Origin of the sequence: Butyrivibrio sp. XB500-5, assembly GCF_003625505.1 — a bacterium.
GTDB lineage: Bacteria > Bacillota > Clostridia > Lachnospirales > Lachnospiraceae > Butyrivibrio.
Genome location: NZ_RAIS01000008.1, coordinates 178296 through 203194 on the forward strand (window position 1 = coordinate 178296; position 24899 = coordinate 203194).

The 24899-nt window shown below is 42.8% G+C and carries 17 protein-coding genes and 6 tRNA genes; 1 reads left to right on the forward strand and 22 read right to left on the reverse strand.

Translation table 11 applies throughout. The annotated features are described in order from the left end of the window. Window positions 1-31: 31 nt before the first annotated feature. On the reverse strand, window positions 32-4372 hold the full coding sequence (locus tag D6856_RS14015) for an Ig-like domain-containing protein (RefSeq protein WP_120687407.1): 4341 nt from the start codon (window positions 4370-4372) through the stop codon (window positions 32-34). A gap of 293 nt (window positions 4373-4665) precedes the next feature. Further along, window positions 4666-6843, reverse strand: a complete 2178-nt coding sequence (gene ftsH / locus D6856_RS14020; protein ID WP_092246583.1) for an ATP-dependent zinc metalloprotease FtsH — start codon at window positions 6841-6843, stop codon at window positions 4666-4668. A gap of 196 nt (window positions 6844-7039) precedes the next feature. Here ftsH and D6856_RS14025 point away from each other — a divergent pair, with 196 nt between their 5' ends. Then, on the forward strand, window positions 7040-8650 hold the full coding sequence (locus D6856_RS14025) for a CTP synthase (RefSeq protein ID WP_092246585.1): 1611 nt from the start codon (window positions 7040-7042) through the stop codon (window positions 8648-8650). On the opposite strand, the gene D6856_RS14030 is transcribed toward D6856_RS14025, so the two are convergent. From D6856_RS14030 to D6856_RS14125, 20 genes are all read right to left on the reverse strand, one after another. Beyond that, window positions 8647-9978, reverse strand: coding sequence for an ABC transporter substrate-binding protein (locus D6856_RS14030; RefSeq protein WP_120687408.1), 1332 nt, complete (start codon window positions 9976-9978; stop codon window positions 8647-8649). The two genes, D6856_RS14025 and D6856_RS14030, sit on opposite strands and share 4 nt — an antisense overlap. Before the next feature lie 41 nt (window positions 9979-10019). Next, the gene (locus tag D6856_RS14035) at window positions 10020-11309 is read right to left on the reverse strand and encodes a response regulator (RefSeq protein ID WP_120687409.1); all 1290 of its coding nucleotides are present in this window, start codon (window positions 11307-11309) and stop codon (window positions 10020-10022) included. A gap of 26 nt (window positions 11310-11335) precedes the next feature. Further along, window positions 11336-13078 carry a sensor histidine kinase gene (locus D6856_RS14040; protein ID WP_147367849.1) on the reverse strand — a complete coding sequence of 581 codons (1743 nt, stop codon included), beginning with the start codon at window positions 13076-13078 and terminating at the stop codon, window positions 11336-11338. 7 nt (window positions 13079-13085) lie between these two features. After that, window positions 13086-13952 carry an ROK family protein gene (locus D6856_RS14045; RefSeq protein WP_120687411.1) on the reverse strand — a complete coding sequence of 289 codons (867 nt, stop codon included), beginning with the start codon at window positions 13950-13952 and terminating at the stop codon, window positions 13086-13088. Window positions 13953-14094: 142 nt separating this feature from the next. After that, entirely contained in the window at window positions 14095-15708 is a 1614-nt protein-coding gene (gene pckA, locus D6856_RS14050) for a phosphoenolpyruvate carboxykinase (ATP) (protein WP_120687412.1), read from the reverse strand. Window positions 15709-15817: 109 nt separating this feature from the next. Next, window positions 15818-16669, reverse strand: a complete 852-nt coding sequence (rsmI, locus tag D6856_RS14055) for a 16S rRNA (cytidine(1402)-2'-O)-methyltransferase (protein ID WP_120687413.1) — start codon at window positions 16667-16669, stop codon at window positions 15818-15820. A 2-nt stretch (window positions 16670-16671) separates the two neighbouring features. Next, a complete protein-coding gene (locus D6856_RS14060; protein ID WP_330544509.1) occupies window positions 16672-17412 on the reverse strand; it encodes a tRNA1(Val) (adenine(37)-N6)-methyltransferase in 741 nt (246 codons plus the stop codon). Beyond that, complete coding sequence (locus D6856_RS14065; RefSeq protein WP_092246604.1) at window positions 17399-18334, reverse strand: PSP1 domain-containing protein; 936 nt, start codon at window positions 18332-18334, stop codon at window positions 17399-17401. Before D6856_RS14065 ends, D6856_RS14060 begins: the two co-directional genes overlap by 14 nt. Continuing rightward, window positions 18331-19377, reverse strand: coding sequence for a DNA polymerase III subunit (locus D6856_RS14070; RefSeq protein ID WP_120687414.1), 1047 nt, complete (start codon window positions 19375-19377; stop codon window positions 18331-18333). Before D6856_RS14070 ends, D6856_RS14065 begins: the two co-directional genes overlap by 4 nt. Window positions 19378-19390: 13 nt before the next feature. Beyond that, window positions 19391-19831 (reverse strand): YaaR family protein, encoded by a 441-nt coding sequence (locus tag D6856_RS14075; protein WP_092246611.1) that lies wholly within the window; start codon window positions 19829-19831, stop codon window positions 19391-19393. Between the two features lie 48 nt (window positions 19832-19879). Then, the gene (locus tag D6856_RS14080; protein WP_120687415.1) at window positions 19880-20473 is read right to left on the reverse strand and encodes a guanylate kinase; all 594 of its coding nucleotides are present in this window, start codon (window positions 20471-20473) and stop codon (window positions 19880-19882) included. Further along, window positions 20473-21882 (reverse strand): pyruvate kinase, encoded by a 1410-nt coding sequence (pyk, locus tag D6856_RS14085; protein WP_120687416.1) that lies wholly within the window; start codon window positions 21880-21882, stop codon window positions 20473-20475. Before pyk ends, D6856_RS14080 begins: the two co-directional genes overlap by 1 nt. A gap of 29 nt (window positions 21883-21911) precedes the next feature. Beyond that, window positions 21912-23414, reverse strand: a complete 1503-nt coding sequence (locus tag D6856_RS14090) for an aminotransferase class I/II-fold pyridoxal phosphate-dependent enzyme (protein WP_120687417.1) — start codon at window positions 23412-23414, stop codon at window positions 21912-21914. Beyond that, a complete protein-coding gene (locus D6856_RS14095; RefSeq protein ID WP_120687418.1) occupies window positions 23407-24000 on the reverse strand; it encodes an HD domain-containing protein in 594 nt (197 codons plus the stop codon). Before D6856_RS14095 ends, D6856_RS14090 begins: the two co-directional genes overlap by 8 nt. A gap of 186 nt (window positions 24001-24186) precedes the next feature. Next, a tRNA-Phe gene (locus D6856_RS14100) sits at window positions 24187-24259 on the reverse strand. 6 nt (window positions 24260-24265) lie between these two features. Then, a tRNA-Met gene (locus D6856_RS14105) sits at window positions 24266-24339 on the reverse strand. A gap of 58 nt (window positions 24340-24397) precedes the next feature. Beyond that, window positions 24398-24479, reverse strand: a tRNA-Tyr gene (locus D6856_RS14110). Window positions 24480-24485: 6 nt separating this feature from the next. Then, window positions 24486-24558, reverse strand: a tRNA-Thr gene (locus D6856_RS14115). Window positions 24559-24586: 28 nt separating this feature from the next. Further along, window positions 24587-24659 (reverse strand) — tRNA-Val (locus D6856_RS14120). Between the two features lie 31 nt (window positions 24660-24690). Further along, window positions 24691-24764: transfer RNA gene (locus D6856_RS14125), tRNA-Asp, on the reverse strand. Window positions 24765-24899 lie beyond the last annotated feature (135 nt).

Here is a 24899-nt window from a genome sequence, read left to right on the forward strand (position 1 = left end):
TTGCAAATAATTTTTTATTTGTTTTGTATCTTTACTTAATCTTCCTTCTGTAAATCAATACGCTTGCTCCGGCAACTGAAGCTACTGACGCGCCTGCAAGTATGATGAACAAGATTGTTCGCATTGTATCTGCTACAGGCTTAGGTGTCTTTCCGGGAATGCGGGTGTTTCCGCCAACTCCCTTAATATTGATCGGCTTTGTTGATACCAAAACTCCCGAAATAACTTTAACCTCTTTGTTTCCGGCAAAGTCTTCTGCGATCATTGTGATTGTTCTTGTTTCTTCAGACTCGTCGAGTGTGAAGCTCATGTCCTCGCCGCTGTCGATTGCGAGCTGATCGTAGTTTCCGACTACTTTTCCGTCTACATATACCAAAAGACTTTCAACACCCATGTTGTCATTAACGTCAACATTAAAGCTGTGTGATGTCTCTTCGTATATACCATTTTCTTCGATACCTGCTGCTACTACGCTGGGTGAAGTCATATCTACAGCGAAAGTAACATCCGCATCTCTTGACTTGTTGTCCTGCTTATTGGAAGCTCTGTCCTGAGTACTGATTGATATTGAGTAAACACCGTCTCTTTCAAAGTTGCTTCTTTTTATTGTGTATGTAAATGTCTTCCAGGATTCGTCGTCTCCCTGCTTACTTACTGTGTAATTCTTGCCTTCCTTGAGACTTATCACGTCACTGTTATCTCTTGAAACTGATACATTCTTAGCCGTAAGATCATCAATATTGATCTCAGTGATCTTGACATCCACAGGCTCTTTTACATAGAACATCTCATTGAGCGCTCTTGTTCCTTCGTCGACAACAAAGACTGAACCGTGTCTGTTTACAGAGAATACAAGTTCTTCTTCTGCTGCGTTTCCGGCCTTGTCATACACATACGCTTTAAGAGTGTACATATCATCCATTGACTTATCATGAGCAAAATCGCTGTAGTTAACGATGAATCCGTCTTCTGTCGGTGTGATGCTGTTGCCGACACTTATTACACCGTTATTTGCTCCGGTAAGAACAACGTTTGATTTCTCAAGGTCAATGTACTTATCGCCGTACTTTACGCTGGGAGCAACTTCTGCGTTGTTCGCAGATTTATTCTCTACGCCTGAGAATGTAACCTCAGGTACGGTCTTATCGATAATGAACACGTCTGAAATATAGTTCTCTGCTTTATTACCCGCAAGGTCGGTACAGTTGATCACGTAACCGTAAGTTCCGTCCTCATCAAAGGTGATACTTGCTATGTTCTGGTCATCCGATGAGCTGAATCCGCCGGTTGCAGGAAGTGTTCCGCCCTCGCTAAGAGGCTGCGTCGTGATCTCAACGAGCTTGTCGTCAAAAGACATCTCTTTTATATTTACAGATGCTATTCTTGTATCTTTATAGAAGTTGCCGTTCGCAGCTTCTGCGCCGTTATAATTTACCTGTATCTGAGGCGCTGTCTTATCGATAACAAATTCTGGTTCTGATTTTTCCTCTGACTTGTTATGAGCTTTATCCTCACTCTGGCAAGAAAGCTCGTACTGACCGTCTTTTTCAAAGGTTACCGTACATGTATATGTAAACGCTCCTGACTGAGTCCATCCTCCGATATCTGCTGTGCCGTATTTTTCCTCAACCTTAAGGCCTGCAAGTTCCTCTGAGAATGTGAAGTCTGTAACGGTTACCGTTGCTGTTCTGGTCTCGTTGTAGTACTTCTCGTTCATGGGATCATTCTTGTCAAAAGTGATCGTTACTTCAGGAACGGTTGCGTCAACTGTGAACTTTGATCCAGTCTTCTCGGAGTGATTTCCTGACATATCATAAGCTTCTACATAAACGATGTATTCACCGTCTCCGTCTGTCGTGAATGAGAATGTATGCTCTTCGTCACCGAGCTCTCCGCTAAAGTCATTGAAAGGTCCAAGATCGGTTGTTGCGCCGAACTGATCAACCTTCTTGATCTTAACTACCGACTTTGATTTATCAAGCCACTTATCGTTTATCTTTACAGTTACTCCGACGTTAGAATTGTAGAAGGAATCTCCGCCTTCTGAAGGTGTGTCTTTATCGTAAGAAATCTCAATCTCAGGTGCTTTATTATCGAGGATCAAGATACTACTTTTTGCCTCAATCGGAGGATTGGGAACCATATCCTCTGCCTTTGCATAAATAACATATTCACCGTCTTTTCCGGTATTAAAGCTATAGACAACTTCCTTTTTCTCGTTGCCCGGTATCCATGCATTGGTGTTATCAATTTTTTCAGATACCTTTGTAATAGTTATATCTGAGTTATCGTTTCCGTCTATATCTTGTCCCTTTACCACTACAGAATCAGGATTAAGATCAAGATCGGATATTTTTACTGTTCCCGAAAGCTCTCCGGAGAAGAACAGTCTGTCATCACTTTCCTGTTTTTTGTCGTTATAAGTGAAAGTAACATCGGGCTTATCACCATCAACTACGAAGTCTCCCTCGCCACCTTCTATAGTTGTGGCCAGGTTTCCTGCAGCATCTGACAAGCTCGTTACTCTAATTCGATGTACTCCCTCCTCGTCAGATCCTACTTCCTGAGTAAACACATAGTATTCATTATCGGTATAACTATGATCCAATCCGTTTTGTATGTTTTTTGTGTATGTTTCCCCATTGAGGGTATATGTTATCTCATAGAATCCACTTACCGATTTGTCATCTTCTGCTTCATCGCAGTTCTTAGGAACTTTTATAAGTGCAATTGTTTTTGTGTTTGAAAAAAAGAGTTGCTGTGGAATATTTAAAGGCCATGGCCATGTGTTTCCACCGTTTGCCGAAACTTTTTGAGTGTCTGTAACCTCTACCTTTCCATGCGGTGCAGTATTGTCAATCTTGGCTGTCTTGTTTCCGTTTATTGTCTGCTCATGGTCGTCTTTTTTGAATAACACTTTCGCAGAATATTCAAACTCGCCCTCCTTGTTTGGAAGATCGATAGACTGATGAAGAGCAAAATTATTGCCGCTAAAAGAATCTGCGATATCAGTTACTTCCGCAACTGTTCCCTTAGAGTCAGAAACGATAATCTTTTCAATCTTTCTATATGTTGTTCCGTCTATCTTAAGTGATATGTCTCCTTTTTGTGTTACTGAATGCCAATCTTCATCGGAAATGGAAAGTGTAAGATTGTTTGCTTCGTTATCCTGATAAAGGCAGAGTGACTGCTGGCTTACCGGCTCTTCTGCCGGGTTATCCGCATTGTCTTTTGCCTCAATATTTCCAATTGTATAGTTTCCGGGAGAATTCGGTCTCCACTCATAGGTATCGCCGGAAGTCTTATTCATTTGCTGCTTCTGTCCGTTAACATTAATCTCTACAGATGCAACACCTGAACCATTTTCTTCATCTGCAACGTCAGCTTTTACAACAAGATCTGAGGCGTTCTTTGAGAAGAATGTTTTTCCTGTCTCGTTGCATTCATAATAAGGTGTTCCTTCTTCCTCTTCCGTTGCCGCTTTAGCAACCCTTACATTATCTATTGAAGGACCTTGTGTATCTGTCTTAATTACTATGCCTGAAATAGTGCAAGAATAATCATGAGTCTCTGCATCCTTAGACTCTTCTATATTTTCAAATGTATATGTGATAGTATTTCCGTTTTCTTCTATGCTTCCGTCACCTGAAAAAGCAACATCATCCAGTTCATAGTATTGATTAAGATTGAAAGAGAAGGATCTGCTTCCTGCAGATAATGTTATTGTTTCTGATTCACCATCCGGCTCCGCGTTTATTTCTCCATCAGAAATAACGTATTGTCCGTTAGAGGCAATACTTCCGTTAGGACCCATAATTGTCAGGCCACTGTTTTCATATTCATTTGCGATTGAGAAATTGATAGTGATACTTCTTTGGATCTCAGGCTCTGCTGAGTTTGTAGGATCTGTACCATCTCCGTTTCCCATAGTAAGAGGAGCCGCGCCAAACATTGCACGCTGCTGACCCTGAATATCAGAAACAAGATTGGGATCATCTATAGGATTACCATTCTCACCGTCAACGGGTTCTCCATCCGTGGGCTCACCATTTGCAGGATTGCCTTCTACGGGTGTGTTATCTCCGTTCTGAACGGGCGGAACAGAACTATCGTTGTTATTATTCGGATTGCTTTCGTCGTTCTGATCATCATTCTGATCATCATTCTGATCATCACCGTTTTCTTCATCATCCGAATTGTCTTCCTGCTCATCTTCTTCAGGTTCCTGTGTGTGCTCTTCTACTGTGTGCTCATCATCGGGTTCACCTGCGCTTACTTGCAGAGAATCAAAATTAGCGATCAATAATGATAAACTTAAGATGATAGGAAGTAGTCTCTTAAGAGCAAGAGACCAAAGGCTAGTCTTTTTCATGCACTTCTCCTCCAACAAAAACTATTCGAAAAACTATTACATAACTATTTTTAATCTACCGACTCGTTCCCCTCAAAACTTATCGGTAATTCACATTATAGACACACTTAACAAATATTGCAATAGTTTTTAACAATTTTATTAAAGATTATCAAGTATTTTTTTGACCGGTCGTCAGATTGTTAATTTTTGGATTCTTTGAAGCGCGCAAGAAGGTGCATGATTATGGCAAAAAATAAAGGCTATAGCTGTGAAGTTCAGCTATAGCCTTGCCTTTTATTACAGTGTCATTATTATTTGTTGAAATTATCGGGAACATGGGAGAACAGTCCGCCTGATGTAACAGATTGATCTGTATTATCGTCGGTTTTTGTGCTGTTTTCCGTGTTTTCGGTCTTGTCGGATGAAGGCGCCGCCTCATTTTTTTCGTTTTCGGAAACCAAATCTTCTTTTTTAGTTTCTTCCTTTGTCTTAACAGGAATGTCTTCTCCGACCTTCGCTGATTCAGGTCTCGTTGCATAGAGCCTTTTACTCTTATTGGCTTCCTTCTCTTCTTCCGTAGGTTCGGGAATATTCTCGGCCTCACGGTATATCTTCATGAATTCCGCACCTGTGATGGTTTCTTTTTCAATAAGGAACTGTGCAATCTTATCCATTGTATCAAGGTGCTGACTGAGAATTTCTTTTGCCTTGTCATAGGCCTTTGCCAAAATGTTCTTTACTTCTTCATCGATGAGTGTAGCTGTCTCATCACTGCACTGAAGAACTCTGTTTCCATCAAGATATCTGTTCTGGATTGATTCAAGCTGCATAAGTCCGAATCTCTCGCTCATACCGTAGAGTGTGATCATATTTCTGGCAGTGCTTGTTGCATCCTCAATATCCTGCATTGCACCTGTTGTAACGGTATTAAATATAAGTTCCTCTGCAGCACGTCCGCCCATCGCGATAATGATATCATCCATAAGCTCTTCTTTGGTCTTAAGATGATTCTCATCTTCGGGAAGCTGAAGAACATATCCAAGAGATCCTTTTGTTCTGGGAACAATTGTAATCTTCTGAACAGGCTCTGTGTTGTTGAGTACCGCGCTGACAAGAGCGTGACCGACTTCATGGTAGCTGACGCTCTTTCTTTCCTCTTTGCTGAGGATTGAGCTCTTCTTTTCTTTACCTGCAATAACCTGTTCAAAGGCTTCCATGAGGTCTTTCTGGTTAACGCACTCTCTTCCAGCCTTAACTGCGTTGATGGCAGCTTCGTTGATCATGTTGGCAAGATCGGAACCTACGGCTCCGCCTGTTGCAAGTGCAAGTTCTTTAAGATCAACGGTCTCATCCATCTTGACGTCTTTGGAATGAACCTTAAGTATCTCTTCTCTACCCTTAAGATCGGGTCTGTCAACGATGATTCTTCTGTCAAAACGACCGGGTCTAAGGAGCGCTTTATCAAGAATCTCGGGTCTGTTGGTAGCACCCAGGATAAGCACACCCTTGGATGAATCAAATCCGTCCATTTCGGAAAGTAGCTGGTTAAGTGTCTGCTCACGCTCTTCGTTACCGCCGCCGTACTTGCTGTCACGGCTACGTCCGATCGCATCTATCTCATCTATGAAAATAATACAAGGTGCATTTTTACTTGCTTCGTTAAAGAGGTCTCTTACACGGCTTGCTCCGACACCGACATAAAGCTCGATGAAATCGGAACCCGCGAGTGAATAGAAAGGAACGTGTGCTTCTCCGGCAACAGCCTTGGCAAGAAGTGTCTTACCTGTTCCGGGAGGTCCCACAAGAAGTGCTCCCTTGGGGAGCTTCGCTCCGATCTTGACGTACTTGGAAGGGTTATGAAGGAAATCCACAACCTCTACCAAGGACTCTTTTGCCTCGTCCTCACCTGCAACGTCCTTGAATGTTACTCCGGTTTCTTTCTGTACGTATACCTTGGCGTTGCTCTTACCGACGCTGAGCGGTCCGCCGCCTCTTCCCATTCTTCTGAAGATAATGGAAAGTATAAGCCACATAAGAAGGATCGGTACAACATACTGTAATATAACGGAAAGGATTATTCCGGAATTGTCCGGAACTTTGCTGCTGACTTCTACACCGGCCTTCAGCATTCTTTCCGTAAGGACGCTGTCTTCCTCCGCTTTACCTGTGTAGTAGGTAACGGTTGAATTACCTGTCCAATATGAATATCCTGCGCCAAGCTTATCCTCGTCTTTGGATTCCTTGGGATATATGTCTATCTTGTCATAATCAATGACGATCTTCTCCACCTTACCGTCATCAACCATTTGGATGAATTCGCTATAGGTTATTTCTTTGTTGGTATTATCTGAGAATGCCCTGAGGAAATAGGACATGCAGACCATCGTGACAAGAGCTGCCACCAAAAGAAGAATTATGTTCTGTCTTCTCGGTGAATTGGATCCGCCTCCGAGCGGATTGTTATTTCTTTGATTCTGATTATTATCCATTGTATTTATTCCTTATATTAATATGCTATACTATGTATTGTATAGTGTACAATTTGATATTTCAATTGCAGAACCTAAAAGTTTTATTAAATAATTTGGATTAGCATCTAGATTTTCACCCGTTAAATCTATATAATAATAACTTGTTTTTATATATAAATATTGTCTCGTCAAGAAATCAGGAGGAAGTTAAGAAATGGCTGTAAAGTATATTTTTGTGACAGGTGGTGTCGTATCAGGACTCGGTAAGGGAATCACCGCCGCATCACTGGGAAGATTGTTGAAGGCTCGTGGTTACAAGGTGACCATGCAGAAGTTTGACCCCTATATCAACATCGACCCCGGAACGATGAACCCCGTTCAGCACGGTGAGGTTTTCGTAACCGAAGATGGCACTGAAACTGACCTCGACCTTGGTCACTACGAAAGATTTATTGACGAGAATCTTGATAAAAATTCCAACGTTACAACCGGTAAGATTTACTGGTCTGTTCTTCAGAAGGAGCGTCGCGGCGACTATGGCGGACGCACCGTACAGGTTATCCCGCACATTACCAATGAGATAAAGAGTAAGTTCTACAGGAACTTTACAGATGATGAGACACATATCGCGATCATCGAGGTCGGCGGAACAGTCGGAGATATCGAAAGCCAGCCTTTCCTTGAGGCGATCAGGCAGTTCCAGCATGAAGTAGGACGCGAGAATGCAATGCTCATCCTCGTTTCACTTATCCCTTATCTTCGAGTTTCTCAGGAGATCAAGACCAAGCCCACACAGTCAGCTGTTAAGACTATGCAGGGAATGGGTCTTCAGCCCGATGTTATCGTATGTCGTTCCGAGATTGCTCTTGACCAGGATACCAAGGACAAGATTGCTCTTTTCTGTAACGTACCCAGCAATCACGTTCTTCAGAATCTCGATCTTGAGTACCTCTACGAGGCTCCTCTTGCTATGGAAAAAGAGCGTTTGGCTCACGTTGCATGTGAATGCCTGAACCTTGATTGTCCCGAGCCCGATCTTACCGATTGGAAGGCAATGGTTGATACTCTTTACTCATTAAGTCATGAGGTTAAGATCGCACTTGTAGGTAAATACACTCAGCTCCACGATGCTTACATCAGCGTTGTTGAAGCTCTTAAGCACGGCGGTATTTCCAATCAGACTGCTGTTGATATTAAGTGGGTTGATTCAGAAGAGGTTACGGAAGAGAATGTCGCTTCCATTCTTTCGGATGTAGACGGTATCCTTGTTCCCGGTGGTTTCGGAGACCGCGGTATCGAGGGTATGATCCACGCCATCAAGTATGCCCGTGAGAACAATGTTCCTTACCTTGGTCTTTGCCTTGGCATGCAGCTTGCGATCATTGAGTTTGCAAGAAATGTTATCGGATATAAGGATGCTCATTCAATTGAGTTTGATCCCAATACAACACATCCTATGATAGCTCTTTTACCCGATCAGAACGGTGTTGAAGATATCGGCGGAACACTTCGTCTCGGTTCATATCCTTGCGTACTCGATAAGGATTCCAAGGCGTTTGAGCTCTTTGGTTCAACTGATATCACAGAGCGTCACCGTCACAGATATGAGGTTAACAATGACTACAGAAACGTACTTGTTTCAAACGGCATGAAGCTTTGCGGTATGTCACCCGACGGAAGGATCGTTGAGATGATCGAGCTTCCTTCCAACGATTTCCATATGGCAACACAGGCTCATCCGGAGCTTAAGTCTCGTCCCAACAGACCTCATCCTCTTTTCTCAGGATTTGTTAAGGCATCTCTTGAGCACGAGAAAAAGCGCTAATTGATTATTGCCTGCACGCCTTCATTCATTGCTGTAATGGCTTCATCGATCCCGGTTTCTTCATTCATAAGCAGATCGTGTTGCTTATTCAGAACCGCTTCGATTTCTGAGGATTTGTCGATCGCAGGCATTTCGAGATATGTGTGACTTGTTACAAGAGCTTCTTTTGAAGCTTCATCATTAGGAAAACCATCCATCCCTGCGATGATCTCAACGATTTTTTCGTTTGTCATTGCGGGGATGTTTCCTGTCCGGGCCATTATTTCTGCGCCCTTTTCTCCGCTTACAAATCTGACAAAGTCCCAAGCTGCTTCTTTGTTGTCTGCTGCCTTTGGGATTGCAAGCGCGGTTATCGTAGACAGAGTCGAACCGGGCTCAACGCCTTCTGCGTGAGGATACTTTACTATTCCCCAGTTCGCGCACTGTGTATATTCTCCCTCTTTTATCTTATTAATAAGTGTTGATATGAACCAGGAACCCATATTCATCGTCGCAACATTCCCTTGCGCAAATGCCGCGGAATAATGAAGTCCTCTGGTTTTGAGCGTAGCGTAGTCCATGCAAACTTTGTCTTTTTGCTGCGAAAGGACCATCTCGTAATAGGGTTTTGTAAACTCATAATGACCGTCTACAATAGTGTTTTTTCCGTCAAGAATCCCGTCAAGCTGTACCGTGGATCTCCATGTGTGATAATGAGCACCGTAAACCTGTCTCCCTTCGTAGGTTCCCGTCACCTTCCTGCAAAGCTTGTCGTACTGTTTCCAAGTCATATCATTGGTCGGATACGGAACTCCTGCTTGGTCAAAAATATCCTTGTTGTAGTAGATTATCCATATATCTGAGCGAAACGGTAGCTCATAAAGCCAACCGTTCATCATAAGCTGATCTGTCACTCCGCTGTAACACGAAAGATCAATCCCGTCTTTTTCAATAAAACTATCCAACGGTTCGAGGACGCCCTTTTTTACAAGGGTCACATAGCCCGGAACGTCTTTTATCGTTACAACATCATAGTCCGCATTTTCTCCGGCAAGCTGAGTTCCTAGAGCAGTGCTGTAATCTGCAGATCCAAGGTCTACCATTTCTATGTTTACTTCGGGATGTTCATCCATAAACGCATCAGCAAGTACTTTATAGCACTCGTTGTTTGAAGCATCCCAAAGCGCCCACTTAAGTGTGATCTTATCTTCAGCTTTGTTGTCACTTTCCTGCGCCGTATTATTAAGTTGTTCGGCGCTTTCGTTTGTACCCTTTGCGCCGGTACATCCCGTCATCTCGAGAATTATCAATGTAACAGTAAGCAATAACCCTAAGACTTTGTTTCTCATGTCTTGCCTCCACCCTCTAAGTTCCCCATAAACATGCTGCTTTAGATATCGCTTTTACTTCTTATGTATTCACGCGGGCTGTGTCCGTCCACTTTTTTAAAGACTTTTGAAAAATAATAGGCTGATTCAAAACCAAGTGCATCGGCAACTTCGTAGATCTTCATGTCCCCCGAAAGAAGCATCTCTTTTGCCTTTTCAATCTTCTTGGTATATACATATTCGGAAAAGCCGGTCTCCATGGCCTTTTTAAAGAGCACCGACAGATATGCGGGTGAGAGCCCGAATGCTTCCGCAACTTCGTTGAGCTGCACTCTTCCGTTAAGATTATCATCAATGTATTCCTGGATTGTCTGAATGAGCTTATCCTTGCCGGATCTTCTGTTGTTTCCGACTATTATGTCATATCGGCTTATCGGTGTTTCTTCGTCAGAAGAAGAAAGAGCTGTCATCGCCTCATCACAAGATACCGATATGTCGGTGACTTTCGAAACGGCAGATCCTATTCCGAAGGTTATTGCGCTTTTAAAGTATCCCGCCACCATCTTTCCGGCGTTTTCAAGCGCATCACTGATCTCATCCATTGTAGTTGAGACATCAGTGTTTTCCGCAAAAAAGAAAACGACAACAAAATGTCTTAGATCAACCGACACCACTCGGCATTGGTTATTATATTTTGAAAGAATCTCTTTTGCCATGTTAAGGCTTGAAGTATAAATATCCAAGGTGTCGGTCGAAGCCTCTCCCTGAGTATCGTCTACCGCTATCTCACCGTAAACAACTGTGTATTTTTTAAATTCCAGATCGACTCCGAGCTCTTTAGCTTCTTTTTTGATATCATCTTCTCCTAGATGAGAGCTGTTAAATATAAGTCTTAAAAGGAACTTCTGTCTGAGATCATCGAGCGATGAAGTCGCTCCGACGTTTGCTCTTTTGGGCACGGGTGCAGAGCCTTCTATTCTCTTTATTGCTTTGGAAAGAGCTGCGTTTAGCGTCTTGGGTGTAAGTTCTATTTTGACAAGATAGTCTACCGCATCTCCCGACAGCGCTTCTCTTACCATGTCGAATTCTTCATATGCGGTAAGGATGATAAATGCCGGATTGTTCCCGAATTTCTCGTATGATTTTTGGAGCAGCTCAAGACCTGTCATGACGGGCATTCTTATATCCGCTATGACAATATCGGGTTTTTCTTTTTCAATTATCTCCCACGCTTCCTTGCCGTTGGACGCCGTCGCTATTATCTCGATGTCATTTGAATGCTCTTTTGAAAGCATTGTTTTAAGTCCTATCTGCACGAGCGGTTCATCGTCCACTATCAGTAGTCTGTACATTTATCGCATCTCCTTCGAAACGATAGTTACTTTTTATCCTCTTCGTAGTCCATGGGAAGTACGAATCTCATTGTCGTATATTCCCCGAGCTTACTGGTTATTTCTATTCCATACGCTTCACCGAAGGTGTACTTGATCCTTTGGTTAACGTTATAGGTTCCCACCTGTTTAAAGAACTCCGTCGAAGTATTGCTCTCGCCGTTTAAGACGGATTTTATGGTTTCTTCACTCATTCCGATTCCGTTGTCTGTTACCTCGATCATGAGCTTATCTTCTTTTTGATAGGTATGTATTACAATCTTTCCCGAAGTTCCCTTGGGCTCTATACCATGAAATATCGCATTCTCAACTATGGGCTGAAGTGAGAATCTATTGATCTTTTTATCTAAAAGAGCTTCATCATCAGTGATGTATTCCAGTGATATCGTTCCGCCGTATCTGTATTTCATGATGGTAAAATAGTCATCTACAAGCGCAAATTCATCCCTTAGTGTAATGAGATTCTCCGTGCCCTTTGCTATGTTTTTCATTAGTCTTGAAAGCGCGGTCGACATGTCTGCGATTCCGTCTGAACCTTGTATTGTCGCCATCCATTTGATGGTATTAAGCGTGTTATAAAGAAAGTGCGGATTGATCTGAGATTGCAGAACTCTGTATTCCAGATCCTGTTTGGCCTTCTCATCGAGGAGTCTTTTTTCCATGAGTGCGGAAACATTGGCGGCGAGATTATTGATTCCCGTTCCTATATCACCAAGCTCATTGTCCCACTCTATCTTTTCATCTCTCGAAAAATCTCCGGCGCCGATCAGATCAAGTCTGTCTACAATCTGTGAAACGGGTCCCGTTATTGTCTTGTGAAGGATGACCGAGAGCAACGCTCCTGCAAGCACAATGATCTGCACGATCATAAAGATCACAAGCCCGTAATAATTCATTCTGTTTTGGAGCGCTTTCGCTGACGGAAGATAAGATATTTCCCATCCGGAATTTGGAAGAATATAAGAGATCACATCTCCCTGCTTGTCTGCTCTGACAAGGTTTTCGCCGTCAAATTTAAAAGTATTTCCTTCGCTAAAGGTGATAAAAAGAGCTTCATCTTCTTCCATGTTAAAGCTCTTAATCTTAGAGGTTAAGCGGCTTACCGGAATATCCATATATATCCATCCGATCATCTCATATGATGAAGCGCTCTGCACACTCTTTATGATAGGGATAATAAGCTCGTTTCCGCTGTTCATAAGCGGGTTCTGTATCGGTCCGATCCATGTATAGCCTTTTCCGTTTAACAGTTCCGAGAAATGTTCGGATTCCATTATCTTGTGGCTTATATCCGCTACACTCTGAGTATCGCCTCCCGACAATGACTGAAGATACTGATCTCCACTGGGTGTGGATACTATTGTCCTGTTAACTATATCTCTTATTCCTACAATATTGTATTCATTGTTTAGGTGGTCCCATGTTGTGACAGAGAGCCTACGTCCGGCCTTTTCATTGGTGTCGTAGTAGTTCTCTACATTGAGAAGATAGCCCCCGAGCGTACTGTCCAGACATATCCAGTTGGCAAAAGTCATTGCCACTCTGATATCGTCGTCGATCTCATTTCCGAGGAGCTGTATATTGGTAAGGGCTGACTGCTGCTGATTCTTTTTTAGATATTGTAAAGAAAGGCTGAAGCTGACAGCAGCAACAACCAGCGCGAGAATCAGCGCAAATCCAAGTGCCCATATGATTATCTTATTTCGAAGTGTATGTTTTTTCGTGCGCATATAAGCATTATAACACGTCAATAGCGAGCTTTACAGCGCCCATGATTCCCTGATCACCGTTAAGTGATGCTGGGACAATATAGTTATCTATATCCTCAAGTTCCTTGGTATTTATATAACCGGCGAGCTGCTTTAAAGTCTTTTCTCTTATAAGAGGAAATAGCTGTTCCTGATTCATGACACCGCCCCCGAGTATTATTATCTCAGGGCTCAATGTCACGATAAAATCACAGAGTGCCTGTGCTATATAATAGCTTTCAAGCTCCCATACTTCCTCTTTGTCCGCAAGGTCATATCCCTTCTTGCCCCATCTGTCTTCTATCGCGGGACCTGCTGCCATTCCCTCAAAGCATGTGCCGTGATAAGGACATTTACCCTTGTAGTCATCACCGGGTGCCGGCTGCATCTTTATGTGTCCGAGTTCCGGATGAAGCATTCCGTGAAGGAGCTTTCCGTTTGTCATCACTCCGCCGCCTATGCCTGTTCCTATTGTAAGATATAGTGCATTCTGCTTATTTTTAGCACAGCCCCAAGTTATCTCTCCTAGGAGAGAAGCATTTACATCGGTATCAAAACCTATCGGGATGTTGAGCTCTTTTTTGAATGCGCCGACAATATCGAAGTTTCTCCACTCAAGCTTAGGTGTGGAGGTTATGTAGCCGTAGGTCTTAGATTCTATGTTTAGATCGATCGGCCCAAAACAGCCTATACCGAGAGACTTAATATCTTTTCCCCTGAAAAAATCTATCATATCCGGGATTGTTTCTTCCGGACTTTTTGTTGGGATCGTAACCCTTTCGAGAATTTCTCCGTTCTCGTTTCCGATCACACAGATCATCTTGGTTCCGCCCGCTTCTATACCACCGTATAACATAATGTATATACCCCTTGTTTGCTATTTCTTTTTATTATATCACTACGCCCGACATCCCTCTTTAGTTATGTACGTAAAATAAAAAGCAGCGCCGAGATTTCTCTCGACGCCGCTATTATAAGTCTTTGTATTAAACTTCAGATCAAAGCTGAGGGCCTGCAGCAACAAGTGCCTTGCCGTCTGCGTTTCCTTCGTACTTCTTGAAGTTCTTGTTGAATCTCTGTGCAAGATCCTTAGCCTTAGCTTCCCACTCAGAAGCATCAGCGTATGTATCTCTGGGATCAAGGATTGCAGGATCAACTCCGGGAAGTGATGTAGGAACTTCGAAATCGAAGATCGGGATCTTCTTAGTCTCAGCCTTATTAACATCACCGTTAAGGATAGCATCGATGATTCCACGAGTATCCTTGATGGAGATTCTCTTACCTGTTCCGTTCCATCCTGTGTTTACGAGGTAAGCCTTAGCTCCGCTCTTCTGCATCTTCTTAACGAGCTCCTGAGCGTACTTTGTAGGATGAAGCTCAAGGAATGCCTGTCCGAAGCAAGCTGAGAATGTAGGTGTAGGCTCTGTGATTCCTCTCTCTGTTCCGGCAAGCTTAGCTGTGAAACCTGAAAGGAAGTAGTACTGAGTCTGCTCAGGTGTAAGGATTGATACAGGAGGAAGTACTCCGAAAGCGTCAGCTGAAAGGAAGATAACGTTCTTCGCATCAGGACCTGCAGAGATCTTGTTAACCTTCTGTACGATGTTATCAATGTGGTTGATAGGATAAGATACACGAGTGTTCTCTGTAACGCTCTTATCCTCGAAATCGATCTTACCGTCTGCTGCTACAGTTACGTTCTCAAGAAGAGCGTCTCTCTTGATAGCGTTGTAGATATCAGGCTCAGACTCTTTATCAAGGCCGATAACCTTAGCGTAGCATCCACCCTCAAAGTTGAATACTCCGTTGTCGTCCCAACCGTGCTCGTCATCACCGATGAGGAGTCTCTTAGGATCTGTTGAAAGAGTTGTCTTACCTGTTCCTGAAAGGCCGAAGAAGATTGCTGTGTTCTTACCTTCCATATCTGTGTTAGCTGAGCAGTGCATGGAAGCCATGCCCTTAAGAGGAAGATAGTAGTTCATCATAGAGAACATACCCTTCTTCATCTCTCCGCCGTACCATGTGTTGATGATAACCTGCTCACGGCTTGTGATATTGAATGCTACGCAAGTCTCAGAGTTGAGTCCAAGTGCCTTGTAATCCTCAACCTTAGCAAGTGAAGCATTGTAAACTACGAAGTCAGGCTTGAAGTCAGCAAGCTCTGCATCTGTAGGCTGAATGAACATGTTCTTAATGAAGTGAGCCTGCCAAGCAACCTCAACGATGAAACGAACTGCCATACGAGAATCCTTGTTGGCACCGCAGAATGCGTCTACAACGAAAAGTCTCTTGTTGCAAAGCTCGTTCTTAGCGATCTCCTTAACCTTAGCCCATGTCTCTTCTGTCATAGGATGGTTGTCGTTAGGATACTCCTCTGATGTCCACCATACAGTATCCTTGGAGTTAGCGTCCATAACAATGTACTTATCTTTAGGAGAACGTCCTGTGTAAATACCTGTCATAACGTTAACAGCACCAAGCTCTGTGTCCTGACCTTTCTCGTAACCTGTAAGTTCAGGCTTCATCTCCTCTTCATACAATGTCTCGAATGAAGGGTTATGAACTATCTCAGTAGTTCCGGTGATACCATACTGACTTAAATTAAGTTCTGCCATATGATTGACCTCTTTTCTTTATAATATTATTTTTGGCATAAAAAACCAAAATTTGCGACCGTTACTTCATTTATACTACAAAGTCAAGTTTTTATCAAGCAAATACTTATCACTCATTATCAAGTAAAGCCTGATAAATCTCGCGTTTTCCAACACCTCTGTCCGCAGCAACTTTTTTCATTGCATCTTTATGTGATACGCCTGCATCCTCGTAGTATTTCATGTGCTCCTCTATACTCATCTCCTGCCAGGACTTTCTCTTTTCCTCATCCTGTTCTTCCAGGCTCTTTCCCTCCAGAACAAGCACATACTCGCCTCTTGGATCATTATCCTTGTAAAAAGAGATTGCTCCTTCCAGCGTAGTCGGTGTTATATCTTCAAACTTCTTGGTAAGTTCCCTGCAAAGAGTGATCTTCCGATCTCCCAAAGTCTCGTAAAGGTCATCAAGAGCCGCCTTTAAATGGTGCGGAGCCTCATACAATATGATGGTCCTGCTCTCATTCTTAAGGTCTTCGAGGATTCTTTTTCTTGCCTTCTTGTCATCAAGCGATGGCAAAAAGCCCTCAAAACAAAATCTTCTTGTTGAAAGCCCGGATAGCGTCAGCGCTGTGATACAAGCGGCCGGTCCGGGGAGCGATGTGACTTTGATCCCTGCCTTTTGGCACTCTCTTACAAGCACCTCTCCGGGGTCCGATATCGCCGGAGTCCCCGCGTCGGTAATAAGAGCAACGTTGAGCCCTTGCTGCATCTTTTCTATAAGAAAAAGAGCTTTATCATATTTGTTGTACTCGTGATAGCTGGTCATTTCGGTATGAATATCGAAGTGATTGAGGAGTTTGATACTGTTTCTGGTATCCTCCGCCGCTATCAGATCAACGTTTTTTAATGTCTCAAGCACCCTGAAGGTCATATCATCTAGATTTCCTATGGGTGTTGCGCATAAATATAACATTCCCTGCATATTTAATACCCGTATATGTCGTAGATTTCCTGTGTGTATTTGCCCTGTGACTCATAGATAATAAGAGGTTTTTCGACCGTAAGCCTCGATCTTCCGCCTCTTGCACCTTCTATAAGGACCATGTTCGGTTCTTTATCCGCATATGGATAAACAAGCTGCATTCTTTTGGGCTCAAGCTTGTAATCGTGCATCATTACCATTATCTCCGCAAGTCTGAATGGTCTATGTACCATGCAGAACTTGCCACCCGGCTTAAGGCACTTTGCTGCTGCCTTTATCACATCCTCAAGGTCGCAAAGGACTTCGTGCCTTGCGATCGCCTTGGGCGCATCGGGATTTTTAAGTCCGTGCCCGCCTATCATGTACGGAGGATTACTCGTAACAACATCAAAGGAGGCAGCCTCAAATAGATGCTCTGCCTCCTTAATATCACCTTGAACTATTTTCACGCGCTCTTGGAGGTCATTTAGGATTACACTGCGATCAGCCATGTCCGCGCTCTCGGGCTGTATCTCAAGTCCTATCAGCTCTTTTGCCTTAGTCTTAGCCGCCATCAGTATCGGGATTATTCCGGTTCCGGTGCCAAGGTCAAGTACTCTGGCTCCTTCCTGCGCCGTCGCAAATCCGGATAAAAGAACTGCATCCATTCCGAAGCAGAATCTCTCCGGATCTTGTATGATCCTATAATTGTTCCTCTGAAGCTCATCCAGTCTTTCACCGGGTTTAAGATCAATTGTCCCCAAGCTTTGACTTTCCTTCCTGTTTCTCAATCTTCTCAAGCTTTTCGAGCTCTTTCATTTCTTCTTCGTCTTGAGAATTTTTCTTGTTATTGTTGTTCTTTTTCTTAGGTTTCTTCTTAATATTGGTTATCTCATCGAGCTTGTACTCGTGAACTTCCTTCTCATCGTCGATATCAACGAGGATCTTGATGGTCTGGCGAAGGATGTTAACACTTGAAACCTCGCCTTCATATCCGTCGTTGGCTGTACAGATATCTCCTACGCCCGGCATCATACGGTTGAGTTCTTCGTATACGTCCTCTTCGTTCTTAAGGCAACACATAAGTCTTCCGCAAACGCCCGAGATCTTGGTCGGATTAAGTGAAAGGCTCTGCTCCTTGGCCATCTTGATCGAAACGGGAACGAAGTCTGCAAGATATGAATGACAGCAGAGCGGTCTTCCGCAGATTCCGTAGCCACCGATTATCTTGGTCTCATCTCTTACACCGATCTGTCTGAGCTCGATCCTAGTCTTGAATACAGCCGCAAGGTCTTTTACCAGCTCTCTGAAATCGATCCTGCCGTCGGCAGTAAAGTAAAAGAGGATCTTGTTGTTGTCGAATGTATACTCTGCATCTATGAGTTTCATCTCAAGGTTGTGCTTCTTGATCTTCTCAAGGCAAACCTTAAATGCTTCTTTTTCTTTTTTACGGTTTTCTTTTTCCTGTTCGTCATCCTTGGTGCTGGATGTTCTAAGAACGGTCTTTAAAGGCTTGACCACATCTTCGTCGGGTATTTCCTTGGGCTCTGAAACAACTGTTCCGTACTCTACTCCTCTCGCTGTCTCAACAATTACGTGATCACCTTTTTTGATCAAATATTTTCCGGGTGAAAAGAAATATATCTTTCCGGCAGTTCTGAATCTAACGCCGATTACTCTTGTCATAAATACTCCTTTATGCCGATAAGCATAAGCTCAAGGGCAAGTTCTATATTAACATTGGATTTAATGCGATTCTTCGCAATCTCCATGATTTTAATAATTTTATCAATATCTTGATAACTACATTTTGATGTAACACTACTAATATACGCTATTTTATCTGTGAAAATCAAGTGTTCCTCGTTGTCCGTAGCCTTGTAGACAAGCATGTCTCTGAACAGAAAGTAGAGTACATCAAGGAAATCTTCGAGGTTTTTGTCATCTATTCCCTTCTTGGAAGTTTTTTCTTCCTCCTCGGAAGGGGCGAGGATAGTTCTGACTCTTTCGAGCATATCATGTATCTCAAGGTGCGGAAGCTTGCCGATCAGCTCAATGGTGCTGTTCTTAAGGCTCTCAAATCTCTCATTTGATGCAAGCTCCAGCGCTTTTCCGACGTTTCCTCTTGCAAAAGAAGCGCAAAGCATGGCCTTATAATCCACAACATGGCACTCTTCCATCAAAAATTTCATTATGTCATCGTCCTGTGCGGGTTTCATGGGTAAAACTATGCATCTGCTGGTGATTGTCGGGAGAAATGCATTGATGTTACTTGTTAGAATGATGATAACTATATATGCCGGCGGCTCTTCAAGCGTCTTAAGGAGCGCATTCTGAGCTGCGACCGTCATTTTTTCTCCCTCGGGAATGATATATATTTTGTATTTGCTCTCGTACGGCTTAATTACCACGTCGTCGCGGAGCTTAAGTCTAATGTCGTCTACACCGATACTTCCGGGCTTTTCATGCGTTATTGTGATAATGTCAGGATGTGAATCGGACATTGCTTTTATACAGGACGGACACTTGTTGCAAGCTTCAATATATCCGTCTTTTTCGGCCCTGTCCTCGCACTGTAGAGCTTTGGCAAAGATTCTTGCGATATACTCTTTTCCCGAATTATTTTCTCCGGAAATAATATACGCATGTGATATCTTGTCTGTCAAAAGCGCATTTTGCATGTGCTCTTTCATCTGAACTTGATCTATGATATCGGCAAAATCCGCCATTTTAGCTCCCTACTCATGTAAAAATATCCAAAAGCAGCCCTTCTATCTGTCCAATCTTGGCAAGGATGCTTATGTTGTCTTTTTCATCTTTAACCAGTTCCTGTGCAAGCGCATCAAGCTCATCATCCACCTGTCTGATGATGCCGTAAACTCTGTGTCTTCCCTTTCTGTCAAGAAAGTTCTCTCTGGAGAATTCGTGTGATCTTGATACTACTTCATTTAAGAAATCTTTGATCAGAAGTCTGTATCTCTGCATATCTTTGATATCGTTTCTCTTGGATATACGTTTTCCCTGCTGAACGATATCCTGCAGCATCAGATTAAGGCGCTCCGCAAGACCCGTATCTTCGAGCTTACTTGTAAGCACAAATTTAAAATCCCCATTCGCCTCTTTAACCTGCTCGGGCTCCGGGATCTGAGTTGTCGGGCTGATATTATTAACTTTAATATCCATGCTTCGCACCTCGTTACAACTTTACTTAATTTCTCTATATAATATATTTTATCGTATTTCTCGATTTATGTATTCAGTTATTTCTTTTATACAGGTTTCGATGGCTTCGTTGTTCTTAAAAAGCTTACGTACGCCTGCTTCCTTAAGCTTATCCTCGGCAAAATCTTCTTCGTCGGCAAGAAATCTTCTGCACATCTCATCATATCTGGGGTGTTCTTGCTTATCTTCTCTGTGCATAGCTCTTGTAAGACGTATCTTGGCATCCACATCAATAAGAAGCGGTACCACATTTTCTTTTCCGAAATAATCCCTTATGTAGCAGTAGGACTCAAGCGTTCCTATCATCAGATAATTGCCGCCATCAAGGTCAATCCGGCCGTCGTCAACGGTAAAATATCGCCACTCGCCGTAATTGGTATGATAGGTTCTCTCTTCAATTATCTTTCCTGCGTTTTTGAGGTCAAGATATCCGTTCTCATCCTTAAAAAAATATTGAACTCCGTCCTTCTCGCCGTCTCTCATGGGACGAGTTGTATAAGGAATGACTTTATTAAGCTTAAGATCCCCGTTTTTTATGAGCTCTCGGTAAATTGTGTCCTTGCCCGATGTGCTTTTTCCCATCAAAAGAAATATCTTACCCATTAAAGCTCCTCAACACGAATCATATTGGTTCTTCCGGGTATTCCGAGAGGAACTCCGGCTGTAAGTACGACTTTGTCGCCGTCTTTGAGATATCCGTAGCGTTTAGCTGAGCTTACGGCCTCTTTGAAAAGTTCGTCCGCTGTATCTTCCTGTCTGATATGAAGCGGTGTTACGCCCCACATAAGGTTAAGCTGTCTGCATGTAGTCGGATTGATAGTGCATGCGATGATCTGGCAGTTGGGTTTGTACCTTGAAACCATTGCTGCAGTAAATCCTGACATAGTGACTGTAATGATAGCATCTGCATTAAGTTCAGCAGCTATATTACAGGTTGCATGTGAGATCGCAGTCGTTGAATCACCGGGTGCGTAATCTCTTTTTCGAAGTCTTCCAATGTAGTCGATATCGGCCTCTGTACGCTCCGCGATCCTGGCCATTGTCTTAACGGCTTCAACAGGATAATCGCCTGATGCGGTCTCTCCTGAAAGCATTATTGCTGTGGTTCCGTCGTAAATAGCGTTGGCAACGTCTGTAACCTCGGCTCTTGTCGGACGTGGATGATGGATCATCGAATCAAGCATCTGTGTTGCTGTAATAACATATTTTCCTTCAGCCTCTGCCAGCTTGATCATCTCTTTCTGAATAACGGGAACGTCCTCAAAAGGCACCTCAACACCCATATCGCCTCTGGCAACCATGATTCCGTCCGCCACTTTAAGGATTTCCTTGAGATTATTGATTCCCTGAGTGCTCTCGATCTTTGCAATGATCTTCATGTGGCTGTTCTTGGCATCAAGGATCTCTCTTATCGCAAGTACATCCGCTGCTGTTCTGACAAAAGAAGCCGCTACAAAATCAAAGCCCTGGTCGCAGCCAAACTCGATATCGCCTCTGTCCTGTTCGCTAAGATATGGCATTGTAAGCTCTGCTCCGGGCACATTGACTCCCTTTTTATCGGAAATCGGTCCGCCGTTAACAACAGTACAGACAATATCTGTATCCGTCACGTCATCAACCGCAAGCTCAATAAGACCGTCATCCAAAAGGATTGTCATTCCCCTTTTGCAGTCATTCGTAAGTTCTTTATAGGTAATGGAAACCTCTTCTTTGGTTCCCTGAACGTCTCTTGATGTAAGTGTAAATTTCTGACCGGCTTCAAGCTCTTCTTTGCCGTTTGCAAAGTCCTTAAGTCTTATCTCGGGACCTTTTGTATCAAGCATAACAGCAATAGGAAGATCAAGCTCCTCGCGAAGCTTCTTGATCCTGTCATACTTTCTTTTATGCTCTTCATGTGAACCGTGTGAAAAATTAAAACGAGCCACATTCATACCCGCAAGCATTATCTCGCGAAGCTTCTCTTCGCTCTCGCTTGAAGGACCAATTGTGCATATAATCTTGGTTTTTCTCATACTTATCCTCTCTAACTAACGTATTACCTTTAAAAATCTACTATAACCTTAACGCCGATTTCGGCGCCCTGTTTTTTATCTATATTTATTATACCTTGAAGATTGAGATTCTTATCATTGCAGTTCTTAATCTCCGAAACAATTTCTTCCGTGAGCACTTCACCCGGAACAATTATCGGAATTCCCGGCGGATACAGGTTGATAAATTCTGCGGAGATTCTTCCGCATGCCTTATCAATACTTACTACCTCCGACTTTGCATCCCAGGCCTTTGAAAGTTTCATTTTATATGGCGGAATATCACGTATCCTGACAATTTCCGCTATATTAGAATTCTCGAAGAGGTTGCCTGATTTTCCATCTATATTGCTCTTTTTAGCCTCTTCTATCTTTTTATCTATATTTTTTAAGGCTTTTATAAGCCTTTCTATTCCTTCTTTCGTGTCGCTTCCCGTTATAATAGCAAGAGCAGTTCTAGTCCCCGCCATTTCAAGCTGTAAAGCATATTCCGTACGAAGTATATCATATATCTGCTGTCCTGTCATTGTGCCGGAAGCGTCTGTAATAAGCACTTTACAGGGGTCATCAATTTCATCAGGACCGGGTATATAGATGTTTTTAAGTGCAGACGTCTCTTCAGATATATAATTCCTGTAATTTAGGAGCTTATCTATATATTCAGTCCCATTCTTCTCCATTTCTTCCATGCATTGTTCAATTGAAGCCATGAGTATATATGAAGGACTGCTGGACTGATAGATTCTCAGATATCTTTTTACAAGCTCTTTATCAATAAGTTCTCCGTTTATATGAATAAGCGCTGTCTGTGTCATGGAAGGAAGAGTCTTGTGAACGCTGTGGATGACAATGTCAGCTCCCTGCGTTACAGCACTTTCCGGAACAAAAGTATAGTCAGTGCTTGATTTCTCTTTTTTGTCTGTATTATTTGTGTTGCCAAAACCAAAATGCGCACCATGAGCCGCATCCACTATAAGAGGAATATTATTTTCATGACAAAGCTTAGAAATTTCCGCGATATCAGAACTTTTTCCTTCGTATGTAGGAGAAGTGATAAAGACAGCCGCAATATCTTTTGACAGATATGGACGAACGTCCTCTGCGGTGTAAGCTTCAGGTATTTCGAATTTAGAATTGATCTTATAAGGAAGATATTTAATATCAAGATTTCTTATATAAGCAGCGTGGTATAAGGCTTTATGACTTCCTCTGGCTGCCAAGATAGTTCCGCCCATTGGAACAGCTGCTGATACAGCACTTAATACTCCACATGTGCTTCCGTTTACAAGAAAGAACGTTTCCTTGGCGCCATAAAGCTTGTTTGCTCTCTTCTCAGCATCAAGTATTAACCCTGATTCATCATGAAGATTGTCGAATCCATCTATTTCTGTGATATCACAACGAAAAGCACCCTCAAATGGGGTGCTCATAGTATTTCGCTTATGTCCCGGCATATGGAAAGGATAATTATCGCTTTCCGCCAAGTTGATCAGCTCATGATACAGATCATGCATAATTGATTCCGATCTTTCCTTTTCTTATCTTAAGAGTTTCCAAAGTGGATGAGTACTTATCGGCAAGACATACTATCCACGCCTCTCTGCATCTCGGTGGCTTAACAGTAAGCGGCCACATGTGCTTTGCAATAATATCTTTCTCGCGCTCTGTAAGCGGATAGTCCTTAACAGCATTCTTAAGCGCAATTCCGGGATGATAGAAGCCGTGAAGTTTGGGGTGGATATTGCCCGGAGCTTCGGCATCATGCCAATCATATAAGAAATAATCATGTAAAAGTGCTCCTCTTACAAGATCACGTTCCTTACATTTAAGCCCAAAAGTGCGATTGATCTTAAGCGCAAAAAGCGCAACATGGATACAATGCTCATAAACCGTCACAGTGCCATGCTGAATATATTTCTTGAGACCCTGATACTTCTTAGAAGAAAGAACTTCTTCGCCATACTTATAAAGAAGATCTCTATAAGTCTTGTCACTCTCTATCTCGTTGAGGAGCTCCGGATCAAAATCATCGGGATTATAACTCCTTACATCAAGTAATGTTTTTAATAATAACTTATCTTCTTTTTCTAAATGATACATAATTCAACCTTTTATAAGACACATAAAACTCAAAAATCTATTCCTAATACGTTTCGTTAACATAATATCGGATTTATCATGAAACCATATTATCACAGAACGAATAAAAAAGAATAAAAATCATAAAAAAACTCAGTAAACATTATGTCCACTGAGTAGCTAAAATCTTTTATAAAATAAAAAAGATGCCTAGAGTCGGAATCGAACCAACGACACGAGGATTTTCAGTCCTCTGCTCTACCAACTGAGCTATCTAGGCATATAGTAGCGGGGACAGGATTTGAACCTATGACCTTCGGGTTATGAGCCCGACGAGCTTCCAGACTGCTCCACCCCGCGTCATTATAAATCCGCACCTCGTACGAATTATGGATTATTGCAAAAGCAATAATAAAAATGGATGGCGGTGGATTCGAACCACCGAAGCAATTTGCAGCAGATTTACAGTCTGTCCCCTTTGGCCACTCGGGAAGCCATCCATATAGAGCCGATGAGCGGACTCGAACCGTTAACCTGCTGATTACAAATCAGCTGCTCTGCCAATTGAGCCACATCGGCTTACACTCGAATAGTGTAAGAAGAAAAATGGGACCTACAGGGCTCGAACCTGTGACCCTCTGCTTGTAAGGCAGATGCTCTCCCAGCTGAGCTAAGATCCCGTTCAAATAAAACAAACATTATGAAATTGAGCGACCCGAAGGGGGTTCGAACCCCTGACCTCCGCCGTGACAGGGCGGCGCTCTAACCAGCTGAGCCACCGGGCCAAATTAAAGGTTTTGTACCTTCAAAACCGAACACTGAATATTTCCAGATCTATACATCTTTATGGATAAGCCCTCGACCTATTAGTACACATCAGCTGAACATGTTACCATGCTTACACCTTGTGCCTATCTAAC

Bases quoted from the DNA above. Each gene is read 5' to 3' on its own strand.
- D6856_RS14015 (WP_120687407.1), bottom strand. From the start codon at position 4,372: ATGAAAAAGACTAGCCTTTGGTCTCTTGCTCTTAAGAGACTACTTCCT.
- ftsH (WP_092246583.1), bottom strand. From the start codon at position 6,843: ATGGATAATAATCAGAATCAAAGAAATAACAATCCGCTCGGAGGCGGA.
- D6856_RS14025 (WP_092246585.1), top strand. From the start codon at position 7,040: ATGGCTGTAAAGTATATTTTTGTGACAGGTGGTGTCGTATCAGGACTC.
- D6856_RS14030 (WP_120687408.1), bottom strand. From the start codon at position 9,978: ATGAGAAACAAAGTCTTAGGGTTATTGCTTACTGTTACATTGATAATT.
- D6856_RS14035 (WP_120687409.1), bottom strand. From the start codon at position 11,309: ATGTACAGACTACTGATAGTGGACGATGAACCGCTCGTGCAGATAGGA.
- D6856_RS14040 (WP_147367849.1), bottom strand. From the start codon at position 13,078: ATGCGCACGAAAAAACATACACTTCGAAATAAGATAATCATATGGGCA.
- D6856_RS14045 (WP_120687411.1), bottom strand. From the start codon at position 13,952: ATGTTATACGGTGGTATAGAAGCGGGCGGAACCAAGATGATCTGTGTG.
- pckA (WP_120687412.1), bottom strand. From the start codon at position 15,708: ATGGCAGAACTTAATTTAAGTCAGTATGGTATCACCGGAACTACTGAG.
- rsmI (WP_120687413.1), bottom strand. From the start codon at position 16,669: ATGCAGGGAATGTTATATTTATGCGCAACACCCATAGGAAATCTAGAT.
- D6856_RS14065 (WP_092246604.1), bottom strand. From the start codon at position 18,334: ATGACAAGAGTAATCGGCGTTAGATTCAGAACTGCCGGAAAGATATAT.
- D6856_RS14070 (WP_120687414.1), bottom strand. From the start codon at position 19,377: ATGGCGGATTTTGCCGATATCATAGATCAAGTTCAGATGAAAGAGCAC.
- D6856_RS14075 (WP_092246611.1), bottom strand. From the start codon at position 19,831: ATGGATATTAAAGTTAATAATATCAGCCCGACAACTCAGATCCCGGAG.
- D6856_RS14080 (WP_120687415.1), bottom strand. From the start codon at position 20,473: ATGGGTAAGATATTTCTTTTGATGGGAAAAAGCACATCGGGCAAGGAC.
- pyk (WP_120687416.1), bottom strand. From the start codon at position 21,882: ATGAGAAAAACCAAGATTATATGCACAATTGGTCCTTCAAGCGAGAGC.
- D6856_RS14090 (WP_120687417.1), bottom strand. From the start codon at position 23,414: ATGCATGATCTGTATCATGAGCTGATCAACTTGGCGGAAAGCGATAAT.
- D6856_RS14095 (WP_120687418.1), bottom strand. From the start codon at position 24,000: ATGTATCATTTAGAAAAAGAAGATAAGTTATTATTAAAAACATTACTT.